Origin of the sequence: Reyranella sp., assembly GCF_965229815.1 — a bacterium.
In the GTDB taxonomy this organism is placed as follows: Bacteria; Pseudomonadota; Alphaproteobacteria; order Reyranellales; family Reyranellaceae; genus Reyranella.
Map to the genome: position 1 here is coordinate 520593 of NZ_CBDDJN010000006.1, position 25820 is coordinate 546412.

Annotated in this window: 22 protein-coding genes; 13 read left to right on the forward strand and 9 right to left on the reverse strand. The window is 70.0% G+C overall.

Annotated features, from left to right (window positions below):
- Positions 1–87 precede the first annotated feature (87 nt).
- Positions 88–2952: an Rne/Rng family ribonuclease gene (locus ACO073_RS13815; RefSeq protein ID WP_421998045.1), complete on the reverse strand. Its 2865-nt coding sequence runs from the start codon at positions 2950–2952 to the stop codon at positions 88–90.
- Positions 2953–3480: 528 nt separating this feature from the next.
- Here ACO073_RS13815 and ACO073_RS13820 point away from each other — a divergent pair.
- The 3 genes from ACO073_RS13820 to prfB all read left to right on the forward strand — a co-directional run bounded on the left by ACO073_RS13820 (position 3481) and on the right by prfB (position 8049).
- Positions 3481–4323, forward strand: coding sequence for an N-acetylmuramoyl-L-alanine amidase family protein (locus ACO073_RS13820; protein ID WP_421998046.1), 843 nt, complete (start codon positions 3481–3483; stop codon positions 4321–4323).
- A gap of 49 nt (positions 4324–4372) precedes the next feature.
- Positions 4373–6823 carry a penicillin-binding protein 1A gene (locus tag ACO073_RS13825; protein ID WP_421998047.1) on the forward strand — a complete coding sequence of 817 codons (2451 nt, stop codon included), beginning with the start codon at positions 4373–4375 and terminating at the stop codon, positions 6821–6823.
- A 103-nt stretch (positions 6824–6926) separates the two neighbouring features.
- Positions 6927–8049 (forward strand): peptide chain release factor 2 gene (prfB, locus tag ACO073_RS13830; RefSeq protein ID WP_421998048.1). Its coding sequence is split into 2 segments (ribosomal slippage): positions 6927–6995 and positions 6997–8049, totalling 1122 coding nucleotides; the frame shifts between segments, so codons are not numbered across the junction.
- A gap of 38 nt (positions 8050–8087) precedes the next feature.
- Here prfB and ACO073_RS13835 read toward each other — a convergent pair.
- The 3 genes from ACO073_RS13835 to ACO073_RS13845 are packed head-to-tail and all read right to left on the reverse strand — an operon-like array spanning position 8088 to position 10002.
- Positions 8088–8573: a hypothetical protein gene (locus ACO073_RS13835; RefSeq protein WP_421998050.1), complete on the reverse strand. Its 486-nt coding sequence runs from the start codon at positions 8571–8573 to the stop codon at positions 8088–8090.
- A gap of 41 nt (positions 8574–8614) precedes the next feature.
- Positions 8615–9700, reverse strand: coding sequence for an LLM class flavin-dependent oxidoreductase (locus ACO073_RS13840; protein ID WP_421998051.1), 1086 nt, complete (start codon positions 9698–9700; stop codon positions 8615–8617).
- A complete protein-coding gene (locus tag ACO073_RS13845; RefSeq protein WP_421998052.1) occupies positions 9697–10002 on the reverse strand; it encodes a hypothetical protein in 306 nt (101 codons plus the stop codon). The genes ACO073_RS13840 and ACO073_RS13845 overlap by 4 nt, the downstream gene beginning before the upstream one ends.
- Before the next feature lie 96 nt (positions 10003–10098).
- On the opposite strand from ACO073_RS13845, the gene ACO073_RS13850 reads away from it, so the two are divergent.
- The gene (locus tag ACO073_RS13850) at positions 10099–10728 is read left to right on the forward strand and encodes a MarC family protein (protein WP_421998053.1); all 630 of its coding nucleotides are present in this window, start codon (positions 10099–10101) and stop codon (positions 10726–10728) included.
- Between the two features lie 14 nt (positions 10729–10742).
- Here ACO073_RS13850 and ACO073_RS13855 read toward each other — a convergent pair whose 3' ends face one another.
- A complete protein-coding gene (locus tag ACO073_RS13855; RefSeq protein WP_421998054.1) occupies positions 10743–11135 on the reverse strand; it encodes an avidin/streptavidin family protein in 393 nt (130 codons plus the stop codon).
- A gap of 136 nt (positions 11136–11271) precedes the next feature.
- A complete protein-coding gene (locus ACO073_RS13860; RefSeq protein ID WP_421998055.1) occupies positions 11272–12882 on the reverse strand; it encodes a GMC family oxidoreductase in 1611 nt (536 codons plus the stop codon).
- Between the two features lie 138 nt (positions 12883–13020).
- Between ACO073_RS13860 and ACO073_RS13865 the strand changes: the two genes are divergently transcribed.
- From ACO073_RS13865 to ACO073_RS13905, 9 genes are all read left to right on the forward strand, one after another.
- Positions 13021–14220 carry an MFS transporter gene (locus tag ACO073_RS13865; RefSeq protein ID WP_421998056.1) on the forward strand — a complete coding sequence of 400 codons (1200 nt, stop codon included), beginning with the start codon at positions 13021–13023 and terminating at the stop codon, positions 14218–14220.
- Complete coding sequence (locus ACO073_RS13870) at positions 14217–15191, forward strand: aldo/keto reductase (protein ID WP_421998057.1); 975 nt, start codon at positions 14217–14219, stop codon at positions 15189–15191. Before ACO073_RS13865 ends, ACO073_RS13870 begins: the two co-directional genes overlap by 4 nt.
- 73 nt (positions 15192–15264) lie before the next feature.
- Positions 15265–16107 carry an amidohydrolase family protein gene (locus ACO073_RS13875; RefSeq protein WP_421998058.1) on the forward strand — a complete coding sequence of 281 codons (843 nt, stop codon included), beginning with the start codon at positions 15265–15267 and terminating at the stop codon, positions 16105–16107.
- Between the two features lie 181 nt (positions 16108–16288).
- Entirely contained in the window at positions 16289–17134 is an 846-nt protein-coding gene (locus ACO073_RS13880; RefSeq protein WP_421998060.1) for a GntR family transcriptional regulator, read from the forward strand.
- On the forward strand, positions 17100–17882 hold the full coding sequence (locus ACO073_RS13885; protein WP_421998062.1) for an ABC transporter permease: 783 nt from the start codon (positions 17100–17102) through the stop codon (positions 17880–17882). Before ACO073_RS13880 ends, ACO073_RS13885 begins: the two co-directional genes overlap by 35 nt.
- Positions 17883–17884: 2 nt before the next feature.
- Positions 17885–18700 carry an ABC transporter ATP-binding protein gene (locus ACO073_RS13890; protein ID WP_421998064.1) on the forward strand — a complete coding sequence of 272 codons (816 nt, stop codon included), beginning with the start codon at positions 17885–17887 and terminating at the stop codon, positions 18698–18700.
- Between the two features lie 28 nt (positions 18701–18728).
- Positions 18729–19736, forward strand: a complete 1008-nt coding sequence (locus tag ACO073_RS13895) for an ABC transporter substrate-binding protein (protein ID WP_421998066.1) — start codon at positions 18729–18731, stop codon at positions 19734–19736.
- A gap of 18 nt (positions 19737–19754) precedes the next feature.
- The gene (locus tag ACO073_RS13900; protein WP_421998068.1) at positions 19755–21377 is read left to right on the forward strand and encodes a GMC family oxidoreductase; all 1623 of its coding nucleotides are present in this window, start codon (positions 19755–19757) and stop codon (positions 21375–21377) included.
- 1 nt (position 21378) lies between these two features.
- Positions 21379–22518, forward strand: a complete 1140-nt coding sequence (locus ACO073_RS13905; RefSeq protein WP_421998070.1) for a mandelate racemase/muconate lactonizing enzyme family protein — start codon at positions 21379–21381, stop codon at positions 22516–22518.
- A 10-nt stretch (positions 22519–22528) separates the two neighbouring features.
- On the opposite strand, the gene ACO073_RS13910 is transcribed toward ACO073_RS13905, so the two are convergent.
- From ACO073_RS13910 to ACO073_RS13920, 3 genes are all read right to left on the reverse strand, one after another.
- Complete coding sequence (locus ACO073_RS13910; RefSeq protein WP_421998072.1) at positions 22529–23944, reverse strand: amidase; 1416 nt, start codon at positions 23942–23944, stop codon at positions 22529–22531.
- A gap of 4 nt (positions 23945–23948) precedes the next feature.
- On the reverse strand, positions 23949–24143 hold the full coding sequence (locus tag ACO073_RS13915; protein ID WP_421998074.1) for a hypothetical protein: 195 nt from the start codon (positions 24141–24143) through the stop codon (positions 23949–23951).
- Positions 24144–24365: 222 nt separating this feature from the next.
- Complete coding sequence (locus ACO073_RS13920; RefSeq protein WP_421998076.1) at positions 24366–25820, reverse strand: FAD-dependent monooxygenase; 1455 nt, start codon at positions 25818–25820, stop codon at positions 24366–24368.

The window sequence follows — 25820 nt, forward strand, 5'->3', positions numbered from 1 at the left end:
GAAGAGGTGGAATCGCATGCGATTCCACCTCTTCTCATCCCGCTCTGGGCGATCAGGGGAACCGTACGCGGTTCCCCTGGTTGCCGGTCAGCGCCGCCACCAGCCGCGCTTGGGCTTCTCGGGCGGTGCCGTGATCGCCGGCACGACCGGAGCCGGCTCGGGCTGCGGCGCAGACGCCGCGACCGGCGGCTCGGGCGCCAGCGCGACGACCGGCGCCTCCGCTGCCATGGCGGCCGGGGCGATCGGGATTCCATTGCTCAAAGGAGCTTCGTCGACCGGCGGCTGATCGCCGGAAAGCACCTCGGCGGGCATCGCTTCCATAGGAGTCGCGACGGACGGCGCGGGCTCGGCCGCGGCGGGCCGCTCGGCGGCCGGCGCGTCGTCGCCCGTCGCCTCTTCACCCGCCGGTCCTTCACCCGTCGGCTCTTCGCCAGTCGACCCCTCACCGGCATGGTCGTCGCCGGCCTCGTGGGCCACGTGGTCGCTCATGTCGCCTTCGCCGTTCTCGCGACGGCGGCGGCGTCCGCCGCGCCGGCCGCGACGACGACGGCGGTCGCCGCGCTCGCCATCGGCCTCGGCGTCGAGGTCGGACTTCTCGCCGTCGGCCGCAGCCGCCTCGCCGGCCTCCTCGGCCGGCTCGCGGTCCTCGTCCCCGGTGTCCTCGGAGGCGGGCTCGGGGCCGCCTTCGGCGAACGAATCCTCGGCACCCATGGCCTGCGGCTGCTCGCCCGGCTCCTCGCCGTCGCGCCGGCCGCGCCGCCGCCGACGGCGCCGGCGCCGGCGACCGCCGTCGCGATCGCCGTCCTCGCCCTCGGCGCGCTCGCCGCCGGCCTCGGTGTCCTCGGCCTCGATCTCCTCGGCGGCCGCCTCGTCGGAGACCTCGTCGTAGGTCGCACGCGCCAGCTCCTGCGCGGGTCGCTCGCGGTCGTCGCGGCGCGACCGGACGCGCTCGATCTCGCAGTCGGCGGCATGCAGCTCGTCGTCGGCCTCGACGGCGACGTTGAAGCCATAGCGCTTCTCGATCTCCGACAGGGTGTGGCGCTTCTGGTTGAGCAGGTAGAGCGCGACGGTGGGCGGCACGCTGACCACGATCTCGCTGGCCCGGCGGCGGACGCCTTCCTCCTCGATGGCGCGCAGCGCATGCAGCGCCGCCGATTCGATCGAGCGCACGCGGCCGGTGCCGGCGCAATGAGGGCAGGTCTCGGTCGAGTGCTCGAGCAGGCTGGGGCGGAGCCGCTGGCGCGACATCTCCAGCAGGCCGAAGGCCGAGATGCGGCCGATCTGGATGCGCGCCCGGTCGTGGCGCATCGCATCCTTGACCTTGTGCTCGACCTGGCGCTGGTGGCGCGTCTCCTCCATGTCGATGAAGTCGATCACGATCAGGCCGGCGAGGTCGCGCAGGCGCACCTGGCGGGCGATCTCCTCGGCCGCCTCGACGTTGGTGCGGACCGCGGTCTCCTCGATGTTCCGCTCCTTCGTCGAGCGGCCCGAGTTGACGTCGATGGCGACCAGCGCCTCGGTCGGGTTGATGACGATGTAGCCGCCGGAGCGCAGCTGCACGACCGGCGAGTGCATGGCGTCGAACTGGCTTTCCACCTGGTAGCGGTGGAAGAGGGGGATCGGCTCCTTGTAGAGCTCGACCTTGGCGGCCTGGTGCGGCACCAGCTGGCGCATGAAGGCCGCGGCGGCCTCGTAGCCGTCCTCGCCCTCGACCAGCACCTGGGCGATGTCGGTGTCGTAGACGTCGCGCAGCGAGCGCTTGATCAGGTCGCCTTCCTCGTAGATCAGCGCCGGCGCCGTCGAGCGCATGGTGATCTCGCGAATCGAATCCCACAGCCGCGACAGGTACTCGTAGTCGCGCTTGATGTCGGTCGTGGCGCGCTCCAGGCCGGCGGTGCGCAGGATCACGCCCATGCCCTGCGGCACGGCGAGCTCGCCCAGCACTTCCTTCATGCGCTTGCGGTCGGCCGGGTTGGAGATCTTGCGCGAGATGCCGCCGCCCCGTCCGGCGTTGGGCATCAGCACGCTGTAGCGGCCGGCCAGCGACAGGTAGGTGGTGAGGGCCGCGCCCTTGTTGCCGCGCTCCTCCTTGACGACCTGGACCAGCAGAATCTGGCGGCGCTTGATGACTTCCTGGATCTTGTACTGGCGGATCGGGTTGCGGCGGCGGCGCTCGCGCGTCTCGCGCTGCTCGATCACGTCGTCGCCGCCCAGCGTCTCGACCGTCACCTCGGGCTGCGGCGCCTCGGCGGCATCGCCGGCCGGCAGCTCGACCGGGGTCTCGGCGGCCGCCTCGGCATAGACGGTGGCGGGCTGGTCGGCCGACGGCTCGGCCGGCTCTTCGGCGGCGGTTTCCTCGACCGGTCCGTCGAGCCGCTCGCTGACGATCGCGGCGGGCTGGGCCGGGGGCGCGAACGGCTCGGGTTCGCCGGCCGCCGTCTCGGCAGCCGGGGAGGCCAGGGGATCGGGCGCCGTGGAGGGGGCTTCCGCCGCGGCTTCCGTCGGCAACGCATCGGCCGGTTCGTCGGCGACCGGCTTGTCGCCGGTGTCCTCGGTACCGGCCACGGCCTCGGCGGCCGCCTCGACCGGCGGCGCCTCCGCCTCTGCCTCCGCCAGGCCGATCTCGGCACGCTTCTCCTCGCGCACCTCCTCGATGTCGGTGCGGTCGATGCGATCGGGACGGCGCGGCTCGTCCTCGTCGGCCTCAGCGTTCAGCCGCTGCTGCTCGGCGATCAGCCGTTCGCGATCGGCGACGGGAATCTGGTAGTAGTCGGGGTGGATTTCCGAGAAGGCCAGGAAGCCGTGGCGGTTGCCGCCGTATTCCACGAAGGCCGCCTGGAGGGACGGCTCGATGCGGATGACCTTGGCCAGATAGATGTTGCCCTTCAGGGGCTTGCGGCTGGCGGTCTCGAAATCGAATTCTTCAAGTCGTGTTCCATCGACCACGACCACCCGTGTTTCTTCGGGGTGGCTCGCATCAATGAGCATCCGGCGTGCCATGGGCTCGCTCCGAAGCGTCCGTGTCCAGCCGGCGCGAGCGACCGGCGGTCGTGCCGCCTCCGTGGGGCGAGGGAGACGGAGCGCCATCGACCCGCCGAACGGCCAACACTGGCCAAGACGGGGAAGCATCGCGCCGCCGGGTCAAGACTCGACCCTGCCGACCTCGGGTTTTCCATAGCCACCGCCTGCCTGACAGTCCCTCCGCAGGTCCGCCGCTCCCGTCCAAAGGGGGCGCGCCAACCCGGCTTAGAAGACTGCCGTCGGAGCGCGCCGGCCCGTTACAGGAGGGCGCTTCGAACGACGGCGACTGCTCGCGGGCGCAACATACGGGGTTCGTTTCCGGGCGACAATCAAAACATTGATGTGGTTGAAATTTGCATCTTAAGTAATTGGAAAATCTTGCAATTATCAGCCTTCTTTGGTAATTGGTTGAAGATATCACAACAATAATTCGCTCCCTCCAATAGATTTGGCACTTCCATGGCCGCTCCCAATCGTCGAACCGTGCTGGCCGGCCTGACCGCCGGATGGGCCGTCTTCGGCCTCGGCATTGCCGAGGCGTGCGCCACGCCGTCCAAGCGCAAGGCGCCCAGGAAATCCATGGCCAAGCCCACGCCCATGTTGCGGCCGAAGCTGGTGGCGCTGGATCCCGGCCATGGCGGGCGCGATCCCGGCGCCATGGGCGTCCGCGGGACCAAGGAAAAGACGGTCGTTATGGCGGTGGCGCGCGAGCTCCAGAAGGAGCTGCTGGCCCGCCGCTATCGGGTCATGCTGACCCGGACGACCGACGTCTATGTGCCCCTGCGCGAGCGCGTGGCGCGTGCGCAGGCGGCCAAGGCCGACCTCTTCCTGTCCCTGCATGCCGATGCCTGCGCCGATTCCGGCGTCCGCGGCGCCTCCGTCTACACCCTGTCCGAGGCGGCGAGCGACCGCGAGGCCGAGGCGCTGGCGGCCCGCGAGAACCGAGCCGACCTGGTCGTTTCGGGCACGCGCATGGCCAACCAGTCCGACAGCGTCGCCCGCACCCTGGTGGCGATGAGCCAGCGCGGCACGGTCAACGATTCCCGGCGCCTGGCCGCCACGATCGTCCAGACCTTCGCCAGCAACGGCGTCCGGCTGTTGCCCCGGACCCATCGGCAGGCGGGGTTCGCCGTGCTGACCTCGCCCGAGATTCCGGCCTGCCTCGTCGAGCTGGGCTACCTTTCGAATGCGCGGGACGAGCGGCTCCTGACCGTCCGGCAGCACCAGATTGCCCTTGCCCGCGCGCTCCGGGCGTCGGTCGATGCTCATTTCGGCGCCGGAACTGCCACAAGAAAGGCGTAACTTTCTTCCAGGCTGAGCGTTGCTGCCCCCGGGGATGCCCGCGTAGAAGATGAGCGTGTTGAACTTCGTGAAGATCCTGCTGGCCTTCGTGACGGCCGCCCTGATCGTCGGCACGGGCACCGTCGCCGGCCTCTTCTGGCATTTCAGCCACGGCTTGCCGGATCACAAGCAGCTCGCCGACTACCAGCCGGCGATCTCCTCCCGCCTTTATGCCTCCGACGGCCGGCTTCTCGCCGAGTACGCCCGCGAAAAGCGGGTGTTCGTGCCGGTGCCGGCGATGCCGCGGCGGGTGCTCGAAGCCTTCGTGGCGGCCGAGGACCAGCGCTTCTTCTCCCATCCGGGCGTCGATTTCGTCGGCGTCATGCGCGCCGTGATCGCCAACCTCGCCAATCCGGGCCGTCGTCCGGAGGGCGCCTCGGGCATCACCCAGCAGGTCGCCAAGAACTTCCTCCTGACGAACCAGGCGACGCTCGCCCGCAAGATCCGGGAGGCGATCCTCGCCTTCCGGATCGAGGACGCCTATTCCAAGGAGCGCATCCTCGAGCTCTATCTCAACGAGATTTACCTCGGCGCGGGCAACTATGGCGTCGCCCAAGCGGCCCTGAACTATTTCGACAAGTCGCTCGACGAGCTCAGCCTGTCCGAGATCGCCTATCTCGCCGGGCTGCCCAAGGCGCCGAACCGCTACAACCTCTCGCGCAACGAGAAGGAAGCCTACGCTCGCCGCGACTATGTGCTCGGCCGCATGGCGGAGGACGGCTACATCACGCCGGCCGAGCTTCAGAAGGCGAAGTCGGAGAGGCTGCAGTATCGTCGCCGCGGCGCCACCGAGGTGGTGCAGGCCGATTTCTTCGCCGAGGAAGTGCGCCGCAACCTGATGGCGGCCTATGGCGAGAAGGGCCTCTACGAAGGCGGCCTCACCGTCAGCACCACCCTCGATCCGGCCATCCAGGCGATCGCGGACAATGCGCTGCGCCAGGGTCTGATCACCTACGACCGGCGCCACGGCTGGCGCGGCGCCTATGCCAAGATCGCCGACATGGGTGTGTGGGAAGAGGAGTTCGCCCGCATCGCGCAGCGCCGGCCCGTGACCGGTCCGTCGAGCTGGCAGCTTGCCGTGGTCGCCAAGGTCGAGCCGAAGGAAGTCCAGCTCGTCGGTCTGCCCGACGGCGAGGGCACCATCCCGTTCGCCGAGATGACCTGGGCGCGGCCGACGCTGCACGACCAGCAAGTCGGCGCACCGCCGCGCCGCCCCGCCGACGTGGTGGGCGTGGGCGACGTGGTCGTGGTCGAGAAGGTGACGGCGCCCGCCGGCAACAACGCCAAGCCCTATCCGCCGAACACCTATGCGCTGCGCCAGATCCCCAACGTCGAGGGCGGCGTGGTGATCATGGACACCCAGACCGGCCGCGTGCTCGCCATGACGGGTGGCTGGTCCTATGGCCGCAGCCAGTTCAACCGCGCCGTCCAGGCCGCGCGCCAGCCCGGCTCGGCATTCAAGCCCTTCGTCTATCTCGCCGCCATGGACGCGGGCTTCACGCCGGCCTCGATCGTGCTCGACGCGCCGTTCTCCTACGATCCGGGCTATGGCCAGCCGATCTGGTCGCCGAAGAACTACGGCGGCGACTTCCTCGGTCCCACCACGATCCGCCGCGGCCTCGAACTGTCGCGCAACCTCATGACCGTCCGTGTCGCCCAGCAGGTCGGCATGAAGAAGGTGGTCGATGTCGCCAAGGAGTTCGGCGTCACCGACCAGATGGGCGCCTATCTGCCGATGTCGCTCGGCGCCGGCGAAACCACGCTTCTCCGCATGACGATGGCCTATGCGATGCTGGCCAACGGCGCGCTCGAGATCACGCCGAGCCTCGTCGACCGCGTCCAGGACCGCAACGGCAAGACCGTGTACCGGCACGAGCCGCGGGCCTGCACGGGCTGCGGCGAGCAGGCGTCGGGCAAGCCCACGGCGCCCGAAATCGTCGATCCGCGCCGGCCCTTCCACGATCCGGCCTCGGTGTACCAGGTCGTTCACATGATGCTGGGCGTGACGACGCGCGGCACGGCCGGCCGGCTGGCCAAGCTCGGCCGGCCGATCGCCGGCAAGACCGGCACGACCAACGATGCGCGCGACAACTGGTTCCTCGGCGCGACCCCGGACATCACGGTCGGCGTCTATATCGGCTTCGACGAGCCGCGCACGCTCGGCTCGGGCAACCTCGAGACCGGCGGCGGCAACGCCGCGCCGATCTACGAGGCGATCGCGCAGGAGATCTTCAAGGGCAAGCCGCCGACGCCCTTCCGCATCCCGCCGGGCCTGCGCCTCGTCCACACCTCGTACGAGGGCGGCGCCATCGACGAGGTCTTCAAGCCCGGCACCGAGCCCGGCAGCGACGGCTACAATCAGACGCTGCTTGACGGGTCGACCCCCTATGCCGGTATAGACCCCGGCGGCTCGCAGGGGGGCCGCCGTCCCGGCCTCACCGGAACCGGCGAGACGTACTAGGTCTCGCCGCGGGGCGCGCCGCTCCAGCGGCGTCCGGGAAAACATATCGTGGAGCACGGAACGGGCGGCCCTGGAGGGCGGCGCTTCCGGCAAAGAGTGGAACATGCGCGCCGAAGCACAGGCCATGGTGACCGAGATCGAGGAGTCGCTGGAACTCCTGAGGAGGCGTCTTTGACTACGACCGGGCAGTCGTACGTCTCGACGAGCTGAACGCGCGCGCCGAGGATCCGGCGCTCTGGAACGACCAGAAGCAGGCCCAGGCCGTGATGCAGGAGCGCACCCGGCTCGAGGGCGCGATCTCGACCATCAAGCGCCTGCGCGCGGCGGTCGACGACAATGTCGGGCTGATCGAGATGGCCGAGGCCGAGAAGGACGAGGCCATGATCGCCGACGCCGAGAAGGCGCTGGCCGAGGCGCGCGTCGAGGCCGCGCAGGCGCGGCTGGAGACGCTGCTGGCGGGCGAGGCCGACGGCAACAATGCCTATGTCGAGATCAATGCCGGCGCCGGCGGCACCGAGGCGCAGGACTGGGCCGAGATGCTGGCGCGCATGTACACGCGCTGGGCCGAACGGCGCGGCTTCAAGGTGAGCTGGCTCGAAGAGAGCGCGGGCGAGGAGGCGGGCATCAAGTCGTGCGCCTTCAAGGTCGAGGGGCGAAACGCCTATGGCTGGCTGAAGACCGAGTCGGGCGTGCACCGGCTGGTGCGCATCAGCCCCTTCGACGGCAATGCGCGGCGCCAGACCTCCTTCGCCAGCGTCTGGGTCTATCCCGAGGTCGACGAGGACATCGACATCGAGGTCCTCGACAAGGACCTGCGCGTCGACACCTATCGCGCCTCGGGCGCCGGCGGCCAGCACGTCAACAAGACCGATTCGGCGGTGCGCATCACGCACATCCCGACCGGCATCGCCGTCGCCGTGCAGCAGGAGCGCAGCCAGCATCAGAACCGCGCCAAGGCCATGCAGATGCTGAAGGCGCGGCTCTACGAGGCGGAGCTGCAGAAGCGCGAGGCCGAACGGCTGGCGGCTGAGGCGAACAAGACCGACATCGGCTGGGGCCACCAGATCCGGTCCTACGTGCTGCAGCCCTACCAGATGGTGAAGGACCTGCGGACGAACGTCGAACGCTCGGATCCGCAGAAGGTCCTCGACGGCGATCTCGACGAGTTCATGGCGGCGTCCCTCGCCGCGCGCGTGGGTGAGGGCAACGACAAGGAGGCCGCCTGAGGCAGGCGCCCACTGCGGCGCCTCCTTTGGTGGCCCGATTATTTCGCCCGCTCGATCACCGTCTCCGCCTTGCTCAGGTCCTGGAGGCACTGGGCTTCCATGCCGCGCTCGGCCTGGGCGCGCGCCGCGATCAGCGCGGCCTGGAGGGTCGCGGTCTCGGCCGCGCCGAGCGTCTTCGCGGCCGGCCGGTCTTCCGACTTGGGGCGCGGCGGGGTGATGTCCGGCAGGGTCGACATGCCGTAGCGGGCATCGCGCGGCGGTTCGATGACCGAGCGATCGGAAGTCGGCGGCGGCTGCACCACGCCGCCCGACTGCGCCAGCTTCTGGCTGTCGAGCGGCTTCGAGGTCTGGTCCGGCGTAACCGTCGGCGGATCGGTCGACAGGCCATAGGTCGCCGCGATCTCCCGGACCCGGTCGAGGCAGTTGTTGGCTTGCGCTTCCGATGCCAGCAGGAGCACCGCGCTGGCGCCGCACAGCGCCAGCCCAGCCGTGGCGAGGGCGCGAAGGGTCGTTCGGCCTTCCATGTCGGATCAACGGCCGAGCGGTGCGCCGGGTTGCCGCCCGATCAGTAGCGGGCGATCACCTTGTCGGCGAATTCCTCGAGATTGCGCCGCGCCGTGTCCATCGCCGGCAGCAGGGTGATCTCGTTCAGGCCCATGGCCTCGCGTTCGCGCAGCATGGCGATGATCTCGTCCGGGGGGCCGACCAGCCCGCCGGTCGAGCGGATGAGGTCCTCGGTGATGAAGCGCCTTTCCTCGGGCGGCAGGAAGGCGCAATGGCCGTAATGGACCTGCTGGTAGCGCTTGGCGGCGGGCGTCTCCATCTTCTCCGTGAAGGCGAGATACTCGTCCCACAGGTTGAGGCAGCGCTGGGCGACCGTGCTCGTGTCTCCGTCCTTGAGATAGAGCTCCCACCAGTAGTGCAGCGTGGCCGCCGCCATCGAGCCGACCTCGTCGATCACGCGGTCCGACGTCGGGCTTTCGCCGGGCTGCAGCACGCAGGCGTAGCTGAGCGCCGCCGTGTGGAACGTGTCGGGCAGGGTACGGCCCACGCCGCGCGCGCCCTCGCGCATCGTCTCCAGGCTCTTCTGCAGCCGGGTGCGCGTCTGGTTGTGCGAGCAGACGCGCCCGTCGCCATAGGCGCCGGCGGACTTCAGCGCCAGAGGCCCGTCGGCCGCGACGTAGATCGGCACGGGATGCTCGACGTCGATGAAGCCCCGGTCGGGGTGCAGGAAGCGGATGTCGGTCTTCTCGCCGTCGCCGAGCGCATAGTCGACTTCCTGGCCGTGCAGCAGGGCACGCAGCACCCGAAGGTATTCGCGGAACTCGCGCGCGCGGACGGGATCCTTGCCCATCACCCGCATCGCCGTATGCCCGGTGCCGATGCCCAGGAAGGTGCGGCCGGGCGCGAGCTTGTTGATGGTGGCGATCGAATGGGCCGTGACCGGCGCCAGCCTGACGCCGGCCACCGACACGCCGGTGCCGAGCCGGATGCGCGTGGTGTTGGCGGCGGCCAGCGCCAGCGTGGCGTAGGCGTCCGAATAGAGCATCTGCGAATCCGCCGCCCAGGCGGCGTCGTAGCCCATCGCCTCGAGATCGACGAAGAGCTTCCAGTCCGAGATGCGCGGGACGACGGTGACTCCGAATTTCATGACGCGCTCCCGGACAGAAGGGTGCCGGCGATCTCCGACCATTCGTCCGGCAGAGATGCGCTCGACGGCGGGCGCTTGGCCCGGCGGTACCAGTAACCGGCGTTGGAGAGGTCGCCCTCCTGCCGGTGGAGATGGGCATGGACCCAGTCGCAATCGGCGGTGCCCTCGTGCTGCTGGACGCACTCATGGGCCTGGTTCCAGTCGCCCTTGCGCAGCCACCACAGGGCCTGCAGCGCGGGGCCAAGGTCGGAGGGCGGGTGGTTGGCGGCGACGCTGCCGCGAAATTCGTCGATGCTCGTCATGGTGTTTCCCCTCGAGCGGACCGTCGTCCTTTTGGGATATTGCCGCGGTTCGGCGGCTCGTGCTGTATAGTCGTTCCGACAAGCGAGAGGAGTCGCGTGGCGCCGCAATTTGCCAATCACCTGTTTTCGGAAGTCGTCACGCTCTTCGTCATCCTCGACCCGGTCGCCACGCTCCCGATCTTCCTGGCGGTGACGGCCGGCCTCGATCGCCGCAAGTCGCTGCTCGTGGCCTTCTATGCGCTCGCCGTCGCCTTCCTCGTGCTGCTGTTCTTCATCGTCGTCGGGCATGGCCTGCTGAACGCGCTCCACATCCCGATGGAGTCCTTCCAGATGGCGGGGTCGCTGGTGCTGCTGCTGTTCGGCCTGCGCATGGTGCTGGGCAAGGTGATGGAGGATGCCGCCTCGCTGCCGCCCGAGACTTCGCTGCTGCATCGCGCGGTGTTTCCCCTGGCGCTCCCCGGCGTCGCCGGCGCCGGCGCCATCCTCACGGTCGTCATGCTGACCGACAATCGCGTGCGGACCCTCACGGAGCAGGCGACCACGACGGGAATCCTGCTCTTCTGCATGGTCCTGCTGTTCGGGCTGTTCGCGGCTGCCGGCCTGATCTTTCGCTTCCTCGGCAAGCCGGGCGTCGAGATCGTTAGCCGCGTCTTCGGCCTCATCCTGACCAGCATCGCCGTCACCGGGATGGTGACGGCGATCAAGCTGAGCTTCGGCCTGGCCTGAGGCGGAGCGCCGCGTCACTGCTTGCGGTAACGGTCCTCGCCCTTGATCAGCCGGGTGCTGCCGTTCTCGGTGTAGAGGGCCATGAACTCGACCAGGAGCTCGCCGTCGCGCTGGAAGCCGGAGAAGGACTGGATCGGCGTGCAGTTCGCCGGATCCTGCCGATGCACGACATAGGCGACCTTGTCGCCGTCGACCCAGCCGGTGATCGGGAAGGCCCGGTTGGCGCAGCCGAAGCCGGCGCCTGTGTTGGTGTAGGTGCCGGACAGCCGGCCCGTCGCATCGATCGACTGGATGACGAGCTTCGCATGGTCGTTGCCCCAGGTGGACGCGCCCGAGAACGTCTGCGCCTGGGCGGCGAGGGGCAGGCAAAGCAGCGCGCAGGCGCCGGCAAGACGTCGGCTCGACATGGGCGGGATCCTCCAGTGTCAACGGAACCGGCGGCGGCTGCGACCGGAGGGGGAGGCTACTTCAGGCGCGGCGACCGCTCAATTTGCGGCAGTGCAATTTGTGCGGCCGTCAGCGGGGCGGCGCGGGCCTTCGCTCTCAGCGCGCGGCGGCGCGCACCATGTCGGCGCACTTCTCGCCGATCATGATCGAGGGCGCGTTGGTGTTGCCCGCCACGATGCTCGGCATGATCGATGCGTCGGCCACGCGCAGCCGCTCGACGCCGTGCACGCGCAGCTCCGGATCGACGACGGCATCGACCTCGCGGCCCATGCGGCAGGTCCCCACCGGATGCAGGTTGGAGACGCCGGTGGCGCGGATGTAGTCGCGCAGCCCGGCATCGTCCTCGACCGATGCGCCGGGGAGGATCTCCTCGACGACGAACGGCCGCAGCGCCGGCTGGCGGGCGATGTCGCGGCAGATGCGCAGGCCCTGGAGCATGGCGTTCCAGTCGTTGACGCTCTTCAGGAAATTGAAGCGGATCTCGGGCGCCGCCAGCGGGTCGGGCGATTTCAGGCGCACCGTGCCGCGCCCGTCCGGTCGCAGATGGACCGGCGACAGGCCGAAGGCGGAGAAGGGCTGGGGAACCACGCCGTGGCGGTTCCGCTCCTTGATCGCCCAGGCGAACATGTTGATCTGCAGGTCCGGCCGCTCGAGGCGGCGGTCGCTGCGCACCATTGCCCCGACATAGAGGCCCATGCTGGCCAGCGGGCCGGTCCGGCCGAAGGCGTACTGCATGCCCGCCAGGATGCGGCGCGGCAGGCTGTTGGCGAGATCGTTCATCGTCACCGGCTGGGCGCAGCGGAAGGCGACGTAGGTGTTGAAATGGTCGTGCAGGTGGCTGCCGACGCCCGGCATGTCGCGCACCACCGGGACGCCGTGCTGCTGCAGGTGCGCCGCCGGCCCCAGTCCCGACAGCATCAGGAGCTGCGGCGAGCCGTAGACGCCGCCGGAGACGATGATCTCGCCGCGGGCCCGTGCCGTGACGATACCGTCGGGCGTGCGGTACTCGACGCCGACGGCGCGCCCGTCCTCGATCAGCAGCCGCGTCGCATGCGCCGCGGTGGCGATCGTCAGGTTCCGCCGGCCCTTCGCCGCGCCGAGATAGGCCCGTGCGCTCGACCAGCGGCGGGCCCGGCTGATCGTGGTCTGGTAGTAGCCCACGCCTTCCTGGGTGCGGCCGTTGAAGTCGGGATTGGCGGGAATGCCGGCCTCGACCGCGGCGTCGTGCATCGCCCGGGCGAGGGTGGGCTTCCAGCGATGGTCGCTCACCTTGAGCGGTCCGCCGACGCCGTGGAACTCGTCGGCGCCGCGTTCCTGGTCCTCGGCCTTCCGGAAGTAGGGCAGCACCGAATCGTAATCCCAGCCCTCGCAGCCGCGCTGGCGCCACTCGTCGTAGTCGGCGGCGTTGCCGCGCATGTAGACCATGCCGTTGATCGAGCTGGTGCCGCCGAGCACCTTGCCGCGCGGCTGGTACATGATGCGGTTGTTGAGCTCGGGCTCCGGCTCGCTGTCGAACATCCAGTTGACGCGCGGGTTGTTGAACGTCTTGTGGTAGCCGAGCGGCACGTGGATCCAAGGGTACCGATCCTTGGGCCCCGCCTCGAGCAGCAGCACGCGATGGCGGCCGTCCTCCGAGAGCCGGCCGGCGACCGCGCAGCCGGCCGAGCCCGCACCGGTGACGATGAAGTCGTAGGCCTCGACCTGCACGGGCTTCCTCCTTGTTGCTTGCGCACGAGCCTAGAGCCAAACGCGGGCGCGCGCGAGCCGGCCTGTTTCTTCTCGCGGAAGGGGCAGGTTGCCTTGCCGGCATGCGTCTTGCGCCGGACCGGACGAGCGGCAAGAACCTTGGACGAAGGGAGCCTCGCCATCGCCATCCTCCACGTCGCGCTCGGCGCCATGACGGTGCAGCAGACCTTCGCCACGCTCGGCCGTTCGACCGTGCCGCTGATCGCCGCGGCCATCGTGGCGGATCTCGGCGTCGACCCGGCGCTGGTCGGCGTCTACGTGGCGATCGGCGCCGTCGCCGGCTTCCTCACCACGATGGGCTGCGGCGGGCTGATCGTGCGCTACGGCGCGCTGCGCATGACCCAGGCCGGCATGCTGGCGCTGGCGGTCGGACTCGCCCTGCCGAGTGGCGGCTGGCTGCCGCTGTTCGCGCTCGGCGCCTTCGTCGGCGGGCTGGGACAGGCGATCTCCACGCCGTCGAGCTCGCACGTGCTCGGCCGCCTGTCGCCGCCGCGCCTGGCCCCGCTCGTCTTCTCGATCAAGCAGACCGGGGTGCCGGCCGGCCTGATGGTGGCGGGCGTGATCGCGCCCTGGCTGGCGACCGAGGCGGGCTGGCGCGTGGCGCTGCTCGTCATCGCCGCGGTCTGCGCCGTCACCGCGGTCGCGCTGCAGCCGCTCCGGGAGCGGCTCGACGACGACCGCATCCCCGGGCGGCCGCTGTCGCCGGCCGACATCCGGGCCAATGTCGCGGCGGTGCTGCGCGATCCCGCCCTGCGCGCGCTCTGCCTCGCCATGTTCAGCTTCGTCGGACTGCAGTCGCTGTTCACCGGCTTCTTCGTGCTCTACCTCGCGCGCGGCCTGGGCTACGAGCTCGAGCGCGCGGGCCTGGTGTTCGCGATCGCCGTCGCTGTCGCGGTGCCGGCGCGCATCGGCTGGGGATGGCTGGCCGCGCGTCTCGTCCGGCCGGACCTGCTGCTGTCGCTGCTGGGCATCGGCATGGCGGCGGCCGCGGTGGCGACGGCGAGCATCGGCGCCGCCTGGCCGACCTGGCTCGCGGCCGCGGCGGCGATCGGGCTCAGCGTCACGGCCGTGAGCTGGCACGGCGTGCTGCTGGCCGAGGTGGCGCGCCTGTCGCCGGCCGGCCGGATCGGTCCGACCACGGGGGCGGTGCTGGCCTTCGGCGACGCCGGCGCGCTCGTCCTGCCGCTGCTGTTCAGCGCCGCGCTGGCGATCACCGAAGACTATGCCCCCGGCTTCCTGATCGGCGGCGCGCTGGCGCTGGGAGTGGGGCTGCGCGGCATGCTAAGAAAACGGCGATGAAGACCAAGCTCCTCGGCCGCACCGGCATCTCCGTCTCCCAGCTCTGCTTCGGCACCATGTCGTTCGGCGGCGACGCCGACGAGGCGACGGCCGGCGCGATGTACAAGGCCTGCCGCGACGCCGGCATCAACTTCTTCGACACGGCCAACGAGTACAACAAGGGGCGCTCCGAGGAGATCCTCGGCCGCCTGATCAAGGACCATCGCGACGACCTCGTGCTGGCCACCAAGTGCTTCAATCCCACCGGACCCGACGTCAATGCGCGCGGCGCCTCGCGCCGCCACGTCGTGCGGGCGGTCGAGGACAGCCTGCGCCGCCTGCAGACCGACCGCGTCGAGGTCCTGTTCCTCCACCGCTTCGACGCGGTGACGCCGATCGACGAGATGATGCGGGCGCTCGAGGACGTGGTGCGGGCCGGCAAGGTGATCTATCCCGCCGTCAGCAACTGGTCGGCCTGGCAGACCCAGCGCGCACTCGATATCCAGGAGCGCGCCGACTGGGCCCGGCTCCAGGTCATCCAGCCGATGTACAACCTTGTGAAGCGGCAGGCCGAGGTCGAGATCCTGCCGATGGCGGCGGCCAACGGGCTGGGCGTCATCCCCTACAGCCCGGGCGCGGCCGGCCTGCTGTCGGGCAAGTATCTCGGCCAGGCGACGGGCCGGCTCAAGACCAACAGGATGTACGAGGCGCGCTATGGCGACGGCTGGATGTTCGAGGTCGCCGAGTCCTATGTCGCCTTCTGCCGCGAGCGCGGCCTGCATCCCGTCGGCACCGCGGTCGCCTGGGTCGGCGCCCATCCGTCGGTGACGGCGCCGATCATCGGTGCGCGCAACACCGACCAGCTCAAGGACTCGCTGGCCGCCGTCGACATCGACATGACGCCGTCGCTGCGTGCCGAGATCGCCGACCTGTCGCGCACGCCGCCGCCGGCGACGGACCGCTCGGAGGAATTGAAGGCGCCGCGGCCCTAGCGGCGCGCTGGCGAGCGCGACGGCGACCGGCTAGCCTCCGCCGCCGGGTAACGGGTTCAGGGGAGAGCGGCTCATGGCGACGATCGACGTCCAGGTTCATTGCTACGAGCGCGACCATCCGGGCCGGCCGTGGCACTCGGTGCTGGCCGGTCCGCCCGAGGTGACGGGCGCCGACATGATCAAGGCGATGGACGAGGTCGGCGTCGACGGCGCGCTGCTGATCTCGGTGTTCGCCATGTACCGCTTCGATGCCAGCTACGCGGTGTCGGTGCACAAGCAGTTCCCCGACCGCTTCGCGCTGATCAAGCCGGTCAATCCCAACGATCCCAAGGTCGGCGAGGTGATCGAGGAGTGGGCGAAGATGGACGGCACCGTCGCCGTGCGCATCATGATGAACTCCGACGTCTCGACCGATCCGGCCGATCCCGGCATCAACAAGGTCCTGTCGACGGCGGGCAGGGACGGCCTGCCGGTGAACCTGATGTGCCGCGGCCGGCTCCCGCAGGTCGCCGAGCTCGCCAAGCGCAATCCCGGCACGACGCTGGTGGTCGACCATCTCGGCCTCGAGCAGCCGTTTCATCCGCCGGCGCCCAAGGAGCCGTGGGTGGAGCTGCCGCTGCTGCTGTCGCTGGCGGCGCAGCCCAACATCGTGGTCAAGATCAGCGGCGCCTGCACGCTCAGCCACGAGCCGTTTCCCTACAAGGACATCCGCGCGCCGATCGACAGGATCATCGGCACGTTCGGCCTCGACCGCTGCATGTGGGGCACCGACTGGACGCGCGCCGTGAACCTGCTGACCTATCGCGAGGGCGTCGACGCCTTCCGCGCCAAGGACTGGCTGTCGGACAGCGACCGCGCCACGCTGATGGGCGGCACGCTGACCAAGGTCTACGGCTGGGCACCGAAGAAGGCCTGAACGGCAGGCGCCGGGCCGTCGATCGGCGGCCGGCGGCGGAACATCGGACAATCGACTCGATGAAGGGCGCGCCGGCGGCGATGGCGTCACGTCCCGCTGTCGCGCGTCCCAGGAGTCGCGGCATTCCACAGCCTCGATGGCGGATATTGCGGATGTCCTAACGTCCGTATATAGGGACTTTATGACTTTCGATCCGGCCCTCTTCCAGCGCAGCCGGGCGCCGATCTACCTGCAGATCGCCAAGCTGCTGCGGCAGCGGATCGAGCAGGGCGAATGGCCGGTGGGCAGCCGCATGCCCTCGCTGGAGGATCTGATGGCGACCTACGGAGTCGCCCGGGCCACCCTGCGGGAAGCCGTGGCCCAGCTCGAGCGCGAGGGCGTGATCCGCCGCTCGCGGGGCTCGGGCACCTTCGTGACCAAGGACCTGTCGGCGCAGCGCTGGTTCAAGCTGCCGACCGACTGGGACGGCATGCTGGAATCGCTCGCCGACCTGCGGGTGCGCCTGCTGCCGATCGCGGCGACGGAAGGCGGTCCGCCGCTGCCCGAGCTCGACTTCATCGAGGGCGTGCCGGCCGAGCGCTACCGCTACCTGCGGCGCGTGCACTATCGGCAGGATCTCGCCTACTGCCTGATCGACGTCCATCTCGAGCGTGCGATCTTCGATCGCGATCCCGAGGCCTTCACCACCGCGCCGGTCCTGACCCGGCTGGCGAGCCTCGACGGTCTCGAGATCGCGGCGGCACGTCAGGTCGTGCGCATCGCCGTGTCGGACGCCGACACCGCGTCCTACCTCGACATCGGCGTCGGCGACCCGGTCGCCGAGGTGCGCCGTGCCGTGACCGACGTGGCGGGCCGCATCGTCTACTACGCGCATATCCGCTATCCGGCCGAGCTCATCGAGATCGACATCGATCTCATGCGCAATCGCTCCGCCGGCAAGGAAAAGACCATCATGACACCCGCCCCCGGGCGGACACGGGAAGGAAAGCACAATGGACGGCGCAGGACCGTGGCGTCGCCTCGCTAGCATCGCGCTCACGGCGCTGCCCTTCGCGGCGCTGGTGCTGCTGTGGTGGCTCTTGCGGGAGACCGGCCTCATCAATCCCGGGCTCTTGCCCTCGCCCTGGGCCGTGTTCGGCAAGTTCTGGACCGGCCTGACGCAGGGCGAACTCGGCCTCAACATCCTGATGTCGCTCCAGCGCGTGCTGGCGGGCCTTCTGCTCGGCACGGCGGCGGCAGTGCCGGTCGGCTTCCTGATCGGCTGGTACCGGCCGGTCGGCCGGCTCGTCGATCCGCTGATCAACTTCTTCCGCGCCCTGCCGCCGATCGCGCTGATCCCGCTGGTCATCGTCTATCTCGGCATCGGCGAGATCGCCAAGGTGGCGATCCTGTTCTACGCCTCGTTCTTCGCGGCGGTGATCGTGATGTACGAGGGCATGGCGGCGATCAGCCCGATCTACGTCCGCGTCGCCCGCACGCTGGGCGCCACCGACCTCGAGATCTTCTGGCGCGTGATGGTGCCGCTCACGGTGCCGCACATGCTGGTGGCGCTGCGGGTGGCGCTGGGCGTCTGCTGGGCGACGCTGGTGGCGGCCGAGCTGGTCGCCGCCCAGGAAGGGCTCGGCGCGATGATCCAGAACGCCTCGTCCTTCTTCGACCTTACCACGATCTACCTCGGCATCATCTGCATCGGCACCCTGGCCCTGCTGATGGACATGGCGCTGCGCCGGCTGTCGGCGCGCCTCGTCGCCTGGCAGGACAAGGTGGGAGCGTGACCATGGCGGAGACCGTCGCGCCCGAGCGCATCCGCTTCGACGACATCTCCATGCGCTTCGCCACGCCGCGCGGCGTGCTGGAGGTCGTCGACCACGTCTCGCTGTCGATCCGCCAGGGCGAGTTCGTCTCCCTCGTGGGGCCGTCGGGCTGCGGCAAGACGACGATGATGAACATGGCGGCGGGCTTCCTGCAGCCGACCACCGGCCGCGTCACGCTCGACGGCCGGCCGATCACCGGCCCGGGGCCGGACCGCGGCGTGATGTTCCAGGACTACGGCGTCTTCCCGTGGCTCACGGTCGAGGACAATGTCGCCTTCGGCCTCAGGCTCGCCGCCAACCGCAGGCCGGCCGCCGAGCGCGCCGCCATCGTCGAGCGCTATCTCGGCCTGATGGGCCTGCTGGATTTCCGCAAGGCATGGCCCAAGACCCTGTCGGGCGGGATGCGCCAGCGCCTGGCGCTGGCCCGCGCCTATGCGGTCAACCCGGACTTCCTGCTGATGGACGAGCCGTTCGGCGCCCTCGACGCCCAGACGCGCAGCGCCATGCACGACCTGCTGCTCGACGTGCTGCATGCCGAGGGCAAGACGGTGATGCTGATCACCCATTCGGTCGAGGAGGCGATCTACCTCTCGACCAGGGTGGTGGTGATCTCGGCCCGGCCCTCGCGCATCCGCGCGGTGATCGACATCCCCTTCGCCTATCCGCGCCGCCACGCGCTGCAGGAGACGCCGGAGTTCGGCGCGCTGCGGGCGCACATCCACGATCTCGTCATGCGCGAGTACGCCGCGCAGGAAGCCCTGCGCAAACCGGCCGCCTGAAGCGGCCATACTGGGAGGAGGACTGTCCATGAATCGTCGCAAGATCCTGAAGCTGGCCGGCGCCGCGTCGCTCGTACCGGCGGTGGCGCCGCTGCTCGGCGCGCCCGCCATCGCCGCGGGCCCGACCAAGGTGAAGGTCGGCTACCTGCACACGCTGGCGGTCGACGGCCAGATGTGGCTGGCCGACTCGCAGGGCCTGTGGAAGCAGCACGGGCTCGACATGGAGTTCATCCAGTTCCAGACCGGCCTCGAGGTCTTCCAGGCGATGACCGGCGGCAGCATCGACGTGCTGACCACCGGCGCGGTGCTGTCGAACTTCCCGGCGCGCGGCCAGGGTAAGGTGTTCCTGATCAACGACGTCGAGTTCGCGACCGCCCAGCTCTGGGTCCACCCCGACATGGGCATCAAGAGCTTCGCCGACCTCAAGGGCAAGAAGATCGCCACGACGCTCGGCACCACCGCCCACGTGTTCCTGGACACGGCGCTGCGGGCCAACGGCGTCGATCCCAAGGACGTGAACATGGTCAACCAGCGCATGCCCGACGCGGTGACGGCCTTCATCTCCAAGGCGGTCGCCGGCGTGGCGCTCTGGGTGCCCTTCAACATCGCGGTGAAGCAGAAGTCGCCCGACGCAAAAATGCTGGTCGATGCCTCGGCCTTCTACCCGAAGGCGGCGATCGTGGGCGGCTGGGTGGCCGGCAACGGCTACCACGAGAAGAACAAGGACGTGCTGACGCGCATCATCCAGGCCTGGGCGGTCGCCAACGACTACATGGTCAAGAACCCGGACAAGGCGATCGCCACCCTGCAGCAGACCAAGTACCAGAACGTGCCGCTGCCCGAGCTGATGGACCAGTTCAAGGCGGAGAAGGTCTTCACCTCGACCGAATGGCGCCAGAAGTATGCCGACGGCACGGTGACCAAGTGGCTGCAGCAGGTCACCGACTTCTTCACGGCCTTCGCCAAGATCGACAATCCCGTGCCGGCGTCGAAGTACTTCGACACGTCGCTCTATCTCTCGGCCATCAAGGCCTAGGAGCGGGGGCGGGGACGGATGGCCGAGTACGACTACGTCATCGTCGGCGCCGGCTCGGCCGGCTGCGTCCTCGCCAACCGCCTGTCGGCCGATCCCGCCGTCCGCGTCCTGGTCCTGGAGGCGGGCGGCTGGGACCGCAATCTGTGGCTGCGGCTTCCGGTCGGCTACTTCAAGACGATCTACGACGAGCGCTTCTCCCGCCTGTTCGCGACGGAGCCCAGCCCTCAGACGGCGGGACGGTCCATCGTCTGGCCGCGCGGCCGGATCGTCGGCGGCTCGAGCTCGATCAACGGCCTGCTCTATATCCGCGGCCAGCATCAGGACTACGACGACTGGGCGGCGAAGGGTGCGACCGGCTGGGACTACGCGTCGGTCCTGCCGTACTTCAAGCGCTCCGAACGCTACGAGGGCGGCGAGAACGCCTATCACGGCGCCGGCGGCGAGCTCGGCGTCTCGGAGCTGCGCAACGATCATCCCTGGTGCCGGGCCTGGCTCGAGGCGGCCCAGCAGTACGGCCTGCCGTACAACCCCGACATGAACGGGCGGACGGAGTACGGGGTCGGCTCCTACCAGCTCTCGATCCGGCGGGGATGGCGCTCGAGCGCGGCCCGCGCGTTCCTCCACCCGGTGCGGCAGCGGCCCAATCTCGAGATCCGGCCGCGCGCGCTGGTCGCCCGCGTGCTGTTCGACGGCACGCGCGCCACCGGTGTCGAGTATCGCACCGCCGGGACGCGCGACCCGGTCCAGGTGCGCGCCGCCCGCGAGGTCGTGCTCGCCGCCGGCTCGTTGCAGTCGCCGCAGATCCTGCAGCTTTCCGGCGTCGGGCCGGCCGACCTGCTGCGGCGCCACGGCATCCCCGTCGTGGCCGAATCTCCCGAGGTCGGCGAGAACCTCAAGGATCACTACCAGGCCCGCACAATCGTGCGCCTCAAGGAGCGTCGCTCGCTGAACGACGACGTGCGCAACCCGCTGAAGCTGGCCGAGATGGGCCTGCAGTGGCTGCTGCGCAACCGCGGGCCGCTGACCGTGGGCGCGGGGCAGGTGGGCGGCTTCGCCTGCACCGAGCATGCGGTGGGCGGACGGGCCGACATGCAGTTCAACGTCATGCCGCTGTCGGTCGACAAGCCGGGCGATCCGCTGCACGACTATTCGGGCTTCACGGCCTCGGCCTGCCAGTGCCGGCCGCGCTCGCGCGGCCGCCTCGTCATCCGCTCGACCGATCCGGCCGACAGTCCCCTGATCGATCCGAACTATCTCGGCGAGGAGATCGACCGCAAGACGCTGGTCGCCGGCGTCCGCATGCTGCGCGAGATCTACGCCCAGCCGGCCTTCCGCGACCTGATCGCGGCCGAGGTCCTGCCGGGTGCCGGCCGCCGCAGCGACGACGAGCTGCTGGACTTCGCGCGCACCGCCGGCGGGACCGTCTTCCACCCGATCGGGACCTGCCGCATGGGTAGCGACGCGCGCGCCGTGCTCGACCCGCAGCTACGGGTGCGCGGCGTCGTCGGGCTGCGCGTGATCGACGCCTCGGCGATGCCCGACATGATCTCGTCGAACACCAACGCCGCTTCCATCATGATCGGGGAGAAAGGCGCCGCCCTCGTCCTCGAGGACGGCGCCCGCCGCAACGATGGAGCCTGACGTGGAGCTTCCCGCCTTTCCGACCCTTGCCGTCGCCCGGGTCGAAGCGATGGTGTTCCGCGTGCCCATCGAAAGGCCCGTGATCACGTCGTTCGGCACGATGCACAGCCGCCCCGCCGTGATCGTTCGCGTGGAGGATGCCGAGGGCGCCGTGGGCTGGGGCGAGGTCTGGTGCAACTTCCCGGATGTCGGCGCCGAGCATCGGGCGCGCCTGCTGCGCAGCGCGGCCGCGCCGCTGCTGCTGGAGCGGCCGTGGCGCGGCCCCCAGGAGGCCTTCGACGCCCTGACGCGCCGGCTGCAGGTTCTGGCGATCCAGAGCGGCGAGGAGGGGCCGGTGGCCCAGGTGATCGCCGGTATCGACATGGCGCTGTGGGACCTCGGTGCCCGTCGCCTCGGCCAGCCGCTGTGGCGGCTGCTGGGCGGCTCGGCAGAGGTCGCCGTCTACGCCTCCGGGCTGAACCCGGTCGAGCCGGAGGCGCTCGCGGCGCGCAAGCGGGCCGAGGGCTATCGCGCCTTCAAGCTCAAGGTCGGCTTCGGGCTGGACCGCGACAGCGCGAACCTGAAGGCGTTGCGCGACCTCGTCGGGTCGGAGACGCCGCTGATGGTCGACGCCAACCAGGCCTGGGACGCGGACACGGCCATCGACATGGCCGTTGCGTTCGAGCCGTTCGGGCTCGGCTGGCTGGAGGAGCCGCTGCGCGCCGATGCGCCGGCGGAGGACTGGCAGCGTGTGGCGGAGCGCTCGCCCGTGCCGCTGGCCGCCGGCGAGAACATCCGCGGCGAGGAAGCCTTTGCGCGCGCCATCGAAGGGCAGGTCCTGCGCGTTGTCCAGCCCGACCTCGGCAAGTGGGGCGGATTCAGCGGCTGCCTCGACGTCGGCCGTCGCGCGCGTGCAGCCGGCAAGCTTTTCTGCCCGCACTGGCTTGGGGGTGGCGTCGGGCTCGTCGCCTCGCTGCATCTCAAGGCGGCCGTCGGCGGCGCAGGCTATGTCGAGGTCGACGCCAACGACAATCCGCTGCGCGAGGCGCTTGGCCGGCCCCTGCCGCCGGTGCGCGAGGGCCTGATGTCCCTGGCGGACCGGCCGGGTCTGGGCGTCGAACCGGACCTCGCCGGCCTCGCGCCCTACCGCATCGAGGCCTGACGCCGCGCGCTCACGCCCGGCCGAGCGCGGGCGGCATGGCCTCGTGGAGGCGCGTCTCCATCTGGAAGCGATGGCCGATGCGGAACAGCAGCGCCTCGTCATGCGGCCGGCCGACGAGCTGGAACGAGGTCGGCAGCCCGTCGGGCGTGAAGCCGCAGGTGACGCTGAGCGCCGGCAGACCGAGGAAGTTGACGGGCCGCGTGTTGCGCGTCAGCGAGACGACCATGTCGAGATAGGCCGGCCCGTCGCGATAGGCCGTCTGCTCGAGCGTCGGCGTCGGGATCGGCAGGACGGCGGTATGGAGGACGTCGACCTTCGACAGCACGTTGTCGAGGAAATCCTCCAGAGCATAGGCGCGATACTGCAGGGCGTTGATGTAGTCGGTGGCGGGGATGAAGAAGCCGGCCTCGAGCCGCTTGCCGACCTCGTCGGAGTAGAGGTCGGTGCGGGTGCGCTTCCACACCTTGTGATTGGCGGCGCCTTCCGACTTCATGACCAGCGGATGCAGGCTCGACGCCAGCGCCACCGACGTCGGGATCTCCACCGGCACGATCGCCGCGCCGGCGCCGCGCAGCACGTCGAGGCTGGTCGACATCGCCGCCTCGACGCCGGGGTCGAGGCGCTCGTCGAAGTAGCCTTTGGGCACGCCGATGCGCAGGCCGGCCAGGCCGTCCTCGATCCCGGCCTCGTAGTCGGTGGTAGGCGCCGCACCCGGCGGACCCGCGATCGCGGTCAGCATGCGCGCCGCGTCGCGCACGGTGCGGGTGAGGGGACCGACGCAGTCCAGGGACCACGACATGGCCATGCTGCCGCGGCGGCTCACCAGCTCGCTGGTCGGCAGGCAGCCCACGATGCCGTTGGCGGCGGCGGGACAACGGATCGAGCCGCCGGTGTCCGACCCCAGCGAGGCGTAGGCCATGCGGCTCGACACCGCGACGCCCGAGCCGCTCGACGAGCCGCAGGGAACGCGGTCGTGTCCCCAGGGATTCAAGGCGCGCGGCAGGTTGGCGTTGAAGCCGTGCGGGCCCATGGCGAACTCGACCATGGCGAGGCCGCCGGTCTCGACGGCGCCCGCCGCGTCGAGCTTCTGCAACGCGGCCGATGTCGTCTTCGCCGGCTGATTGCCGGGGACACGCGAGCCGAAGGTCGAGAGGCGGCCGGCGCGGTAGTACATGTCCTTGTGCGCCAGGGGCACGCCGTGCAGCGGGCCCAGCGGCTTGCCGGCGGCCCGGTCGGCGTCGAGCGCCTTCGCCCGCGCGCGGGCCGCGTCGCGATCCTGCCAGACGAAGGCGTGATGGACGGGCTCGACGCGATCGATGTGCGCGAGCGTGGCCTCGAGCAGCTCGACCGCCGACACCTTGCCGGCCTTCACCAGGTCGGCGGCGTCGCAGAGCGACAGGTCGGTTGGCGCGGTGGGCGCGGTCATCGTCCTAGCCCTTCCCGGCGTCGAGAAGGGCGCGGAAGTCGGCCGGATCGCGATCGAAGTCGTGCACGGCCAGCGCTGCTTCGGCCGCGGCGCGCAGCTGGCCGAGCTCTATCGCCAGCTCGGCCGGGCGCCCCGGCGCGATGGGGACGGCCTGGACTTCCTGGTTGATGGTCTCGATCAGCGTCGGGCTTACCGGCATGGCGCATCCTCCTGATGCGCCCGCCAAGCAATATCCCTGCCGCCCGCGCCCGGCGTGCGGGCGGTGAGTTTTCGGGTCATGGTCTTCTGGACCGCGGGCCTCCAGGCCCGCTCATGATCATGAGCGGTCCAGAGGATCGCGGTCCGGAAGACGATGAGCACCTTTCCGTGCTCCGATGACGCGCCGCGGCGGCGAAGCCCCCGGCAGGATGACGCGCCGTCGCTAGACGGCGAGGTCCTTCAGGTAGGCTTCGGCGCCGTCCGTGTCCCCGGCCGCGCCGGCGTAGCCGACATAGCCGTCGGGACGCACCAGCACGAGATCGCGCGTGTCGGCGCGTTCGGACGAGGGCGCCGCCTCGACCAGCGTCGGGAACTTGGCGGCGAGGATGGCGGCCCCGGTGCCGACGGCGATGAAGCGCGACCGGCTCGTATCGGCGGGCAGCGGCTCGGGCCAGCGATGGCCGGGCTTGATGCCGTGCGGCGCGGGCTTGCCGGCGACTGACAGGGGGCTGTCGGGATAGGCGATGTTCAGTTCCGACAGCGTGTCGGCCATGATGTGCCCGATCTGCGGGAAGCTGAGCGCGAAGCTCACCATGGCGTTGCGCACGGTCTGGATCACCGGGTTGCGGGCGATCGCGGCCTCGGTCATGCGTCCGGCGTTGCGCAGGACCATGTCGCCGACGGCGCTGCGCTCGCTCGAATAGGTGTCGAGCAGCGACGGCTTGCACAGGCCGGCCATGACGAGGTTCAGCTTCCACGACAGGTTGAACGCGTCCTGCATGCCGGTGTTCATGCCCTGGCCGCCGGCCGGGCTGTGGATGTGGGCGGCATCGCCGGCCAGGAAGACCCGGCCGCGCGAATAGTCCTTCACCTTGCGCTCGTTGATGCGGAAGGCCGCCAGCCAGATCGGATCCTTCACCCGGATGCCCGGCGTGCCGCGATGGGCGATCATCGCCTGGATCTCCTCCAGGGTCGGATCGGGATGGTGGCCGCTGCCGGTCGCGGGACCGAGATCGGCGATGACGCGCCAGCGGCCCGGCGTGATCGGGAAGAAGGCCAGGATGCCGTCGCGGTGCCAGAAGATGTGCAGCCGGTCGGTCGGCTCCAGCCCCGTGACGTGGATGTCGGCGAGGTACCAGTCGCTGTCCTGCGTCGAGCCCTCGAACGAGAAGCCGAGCGCATGGCGGGTGACGGAATGGGCGCCGTCGCAGCCCAGCAGCCAGTCGGCCTGCGCGGTCTCGGTCGACCCGTCGGCGCGGCGCAGGACGGCCTCGATGCCGGTGCTCTTCTCCGCGAAGCTCTCCATCGTCGTGTTGCGCTCGACCGTGACGCCGCGCCCCGCCAGCGTCTCCTCCAGCACGCGCTCGGTCTCGCTCTGGGCGATCATCAGCGCATAGGGATAGGGCGTGTCGATGCCGTCCATCGTGACGCTGGCCACCACCTTCGTGCCGTCGGAGAGCTGCGCGCCGTGCGCGATGTTGCCGGCCTTCAGGAACGGCTCGACGTAGCCGCCGTGCGCCAGCAGCTCGAGCGTGCGCGGCCACAGGACCAGGGCCTTGGACTTGTCGGTGCGGGCGGCCGCCGTGTCGACGATGCGCACGGCATTGCCGAAGCGTGCGAGCTCGTTGGCCATGGTCAGGCCGACCGGTCCGCCGCCGGCGATCAGGACGCTTCCCAT

Excerpts from the sequence above, each read along its gene's own strand:
- ACO073_RS13820 (WP_421998046.1), top strand. The coding sequence starts at position 3,481 with ATGGCCGCTCCCAATCGTCGAACCGTGCTGGCCGGCCTGACCGCCGGA.
- ACO073_RS13825 (WP_421998047.1), top strand. The coding sequence starts at position 4,373 with ATGAGCGTGTTGAACTTCGTGAAGATCCTGCTGGCCTTCGTGACGGCC.
- ACO073_RS13835 (WP_421998050.1), bottom strand. The coding sequence starts at position 8,573 with ATGGAAGGCCGAACGACCCTTCGCGCCCTCGCCACGGCTGGGCTGGCG.
- ACO073_RS13840 (WP_421998051.1), bottom strand. The coding sequence starts at position 9,700 with ATGAAATTCGGAGTCACCGTCGTCCCGCGCATCTCGGACTGGAAGCTC.
- ACO073_RS13845 (WP_421998052.1), bottom strand. The coding sequence starts at position 10,002 with ATGACGAGCATCGACGAATTTCGCGGCAGCGTCGCCGCCAACCACCCG.
- ACO073_RS13855 (WP_421998054.1), bottom strand. The coding sequence starts at position 11,135 with ATGTCGAGCCGACGTCTTGCCGGCGCCTGCGCGCTGCTTTGCCTGCCC.
- ACO073_RS13870 (WP_421998057.1), top strand. The coding sequence starts at position 14,217 with ATGAAGACCAAGCTCCTCGGCCGCACCGGCATCTCCGTCTCCCAGCTC.
- ACO073_RS13875 (WP_421998058.1), top strand. The coding sequence starts at position 15,265 with ATGGCGACGATCGACGTCCAGGTTCATTGCTACGAGCGCGACCATCCG.
- ACO073_RS13880 (WP_421998060.1), top strand. The coding sequence starts at position 16,289 with ATGACTTTCGATCCGGCCCTCTTCCAGCGCAGCCGGGCGCCGATCTAC.
- ACO073_RS13885 (WP_421998062.1), top strand. The coding sequence starts at position 17,100 with ATGGACGGCGCAGGACCGTGGCGTCGCCTCGCTAGCATCGCGCTCACG.
- ACO073_RS13890 (WP_421998064.1), top strand. The coding sequence starts at position 17,885 with ATGGCGGAGACCGTCGCGCCCGAGCGCATCCGCTTCGACGACATCTCC.
- ACO073_RS13895 (WP_421998066.1), top strand. The coding sequence starts at position 18,729 with ATGAATCGTCGCAAGATCCTGAAGCTGGCCGGCGCCGCGTCGCTCGTA.
- ACO073_RS13900 (WP_421998068.1), top strand. The coding sequence starts at position 19,755 with ATGGCCGAGTACGACTACGTCATCGTCGGCGCCGGCTCGGCCGGCTGC.
- ACO073_RS13910 (WP_421998072.1), bottom strand. The coding sequence starts at position 23,944 with ATGACCGCGCCCACCGCGCCAACCGACCTGTCGCTCTGCGACGCCGCC.
- ACO073_RS13915 (WP_421998074.1), bottom strand. The coding sequence starts at position 24,143 with ATGCCGGTAAGCCCGACGCTGATCGAGACCATCAACCAGGAAGTCCAG.
- ACO073_RS13920 (WP_421998076.1), bottom strand. The coding sequence starts at position 25,820 with ATGGGAAGCGTCCTGATCGCCGGCGGCGGACCGGTCGGCCTGACCATG.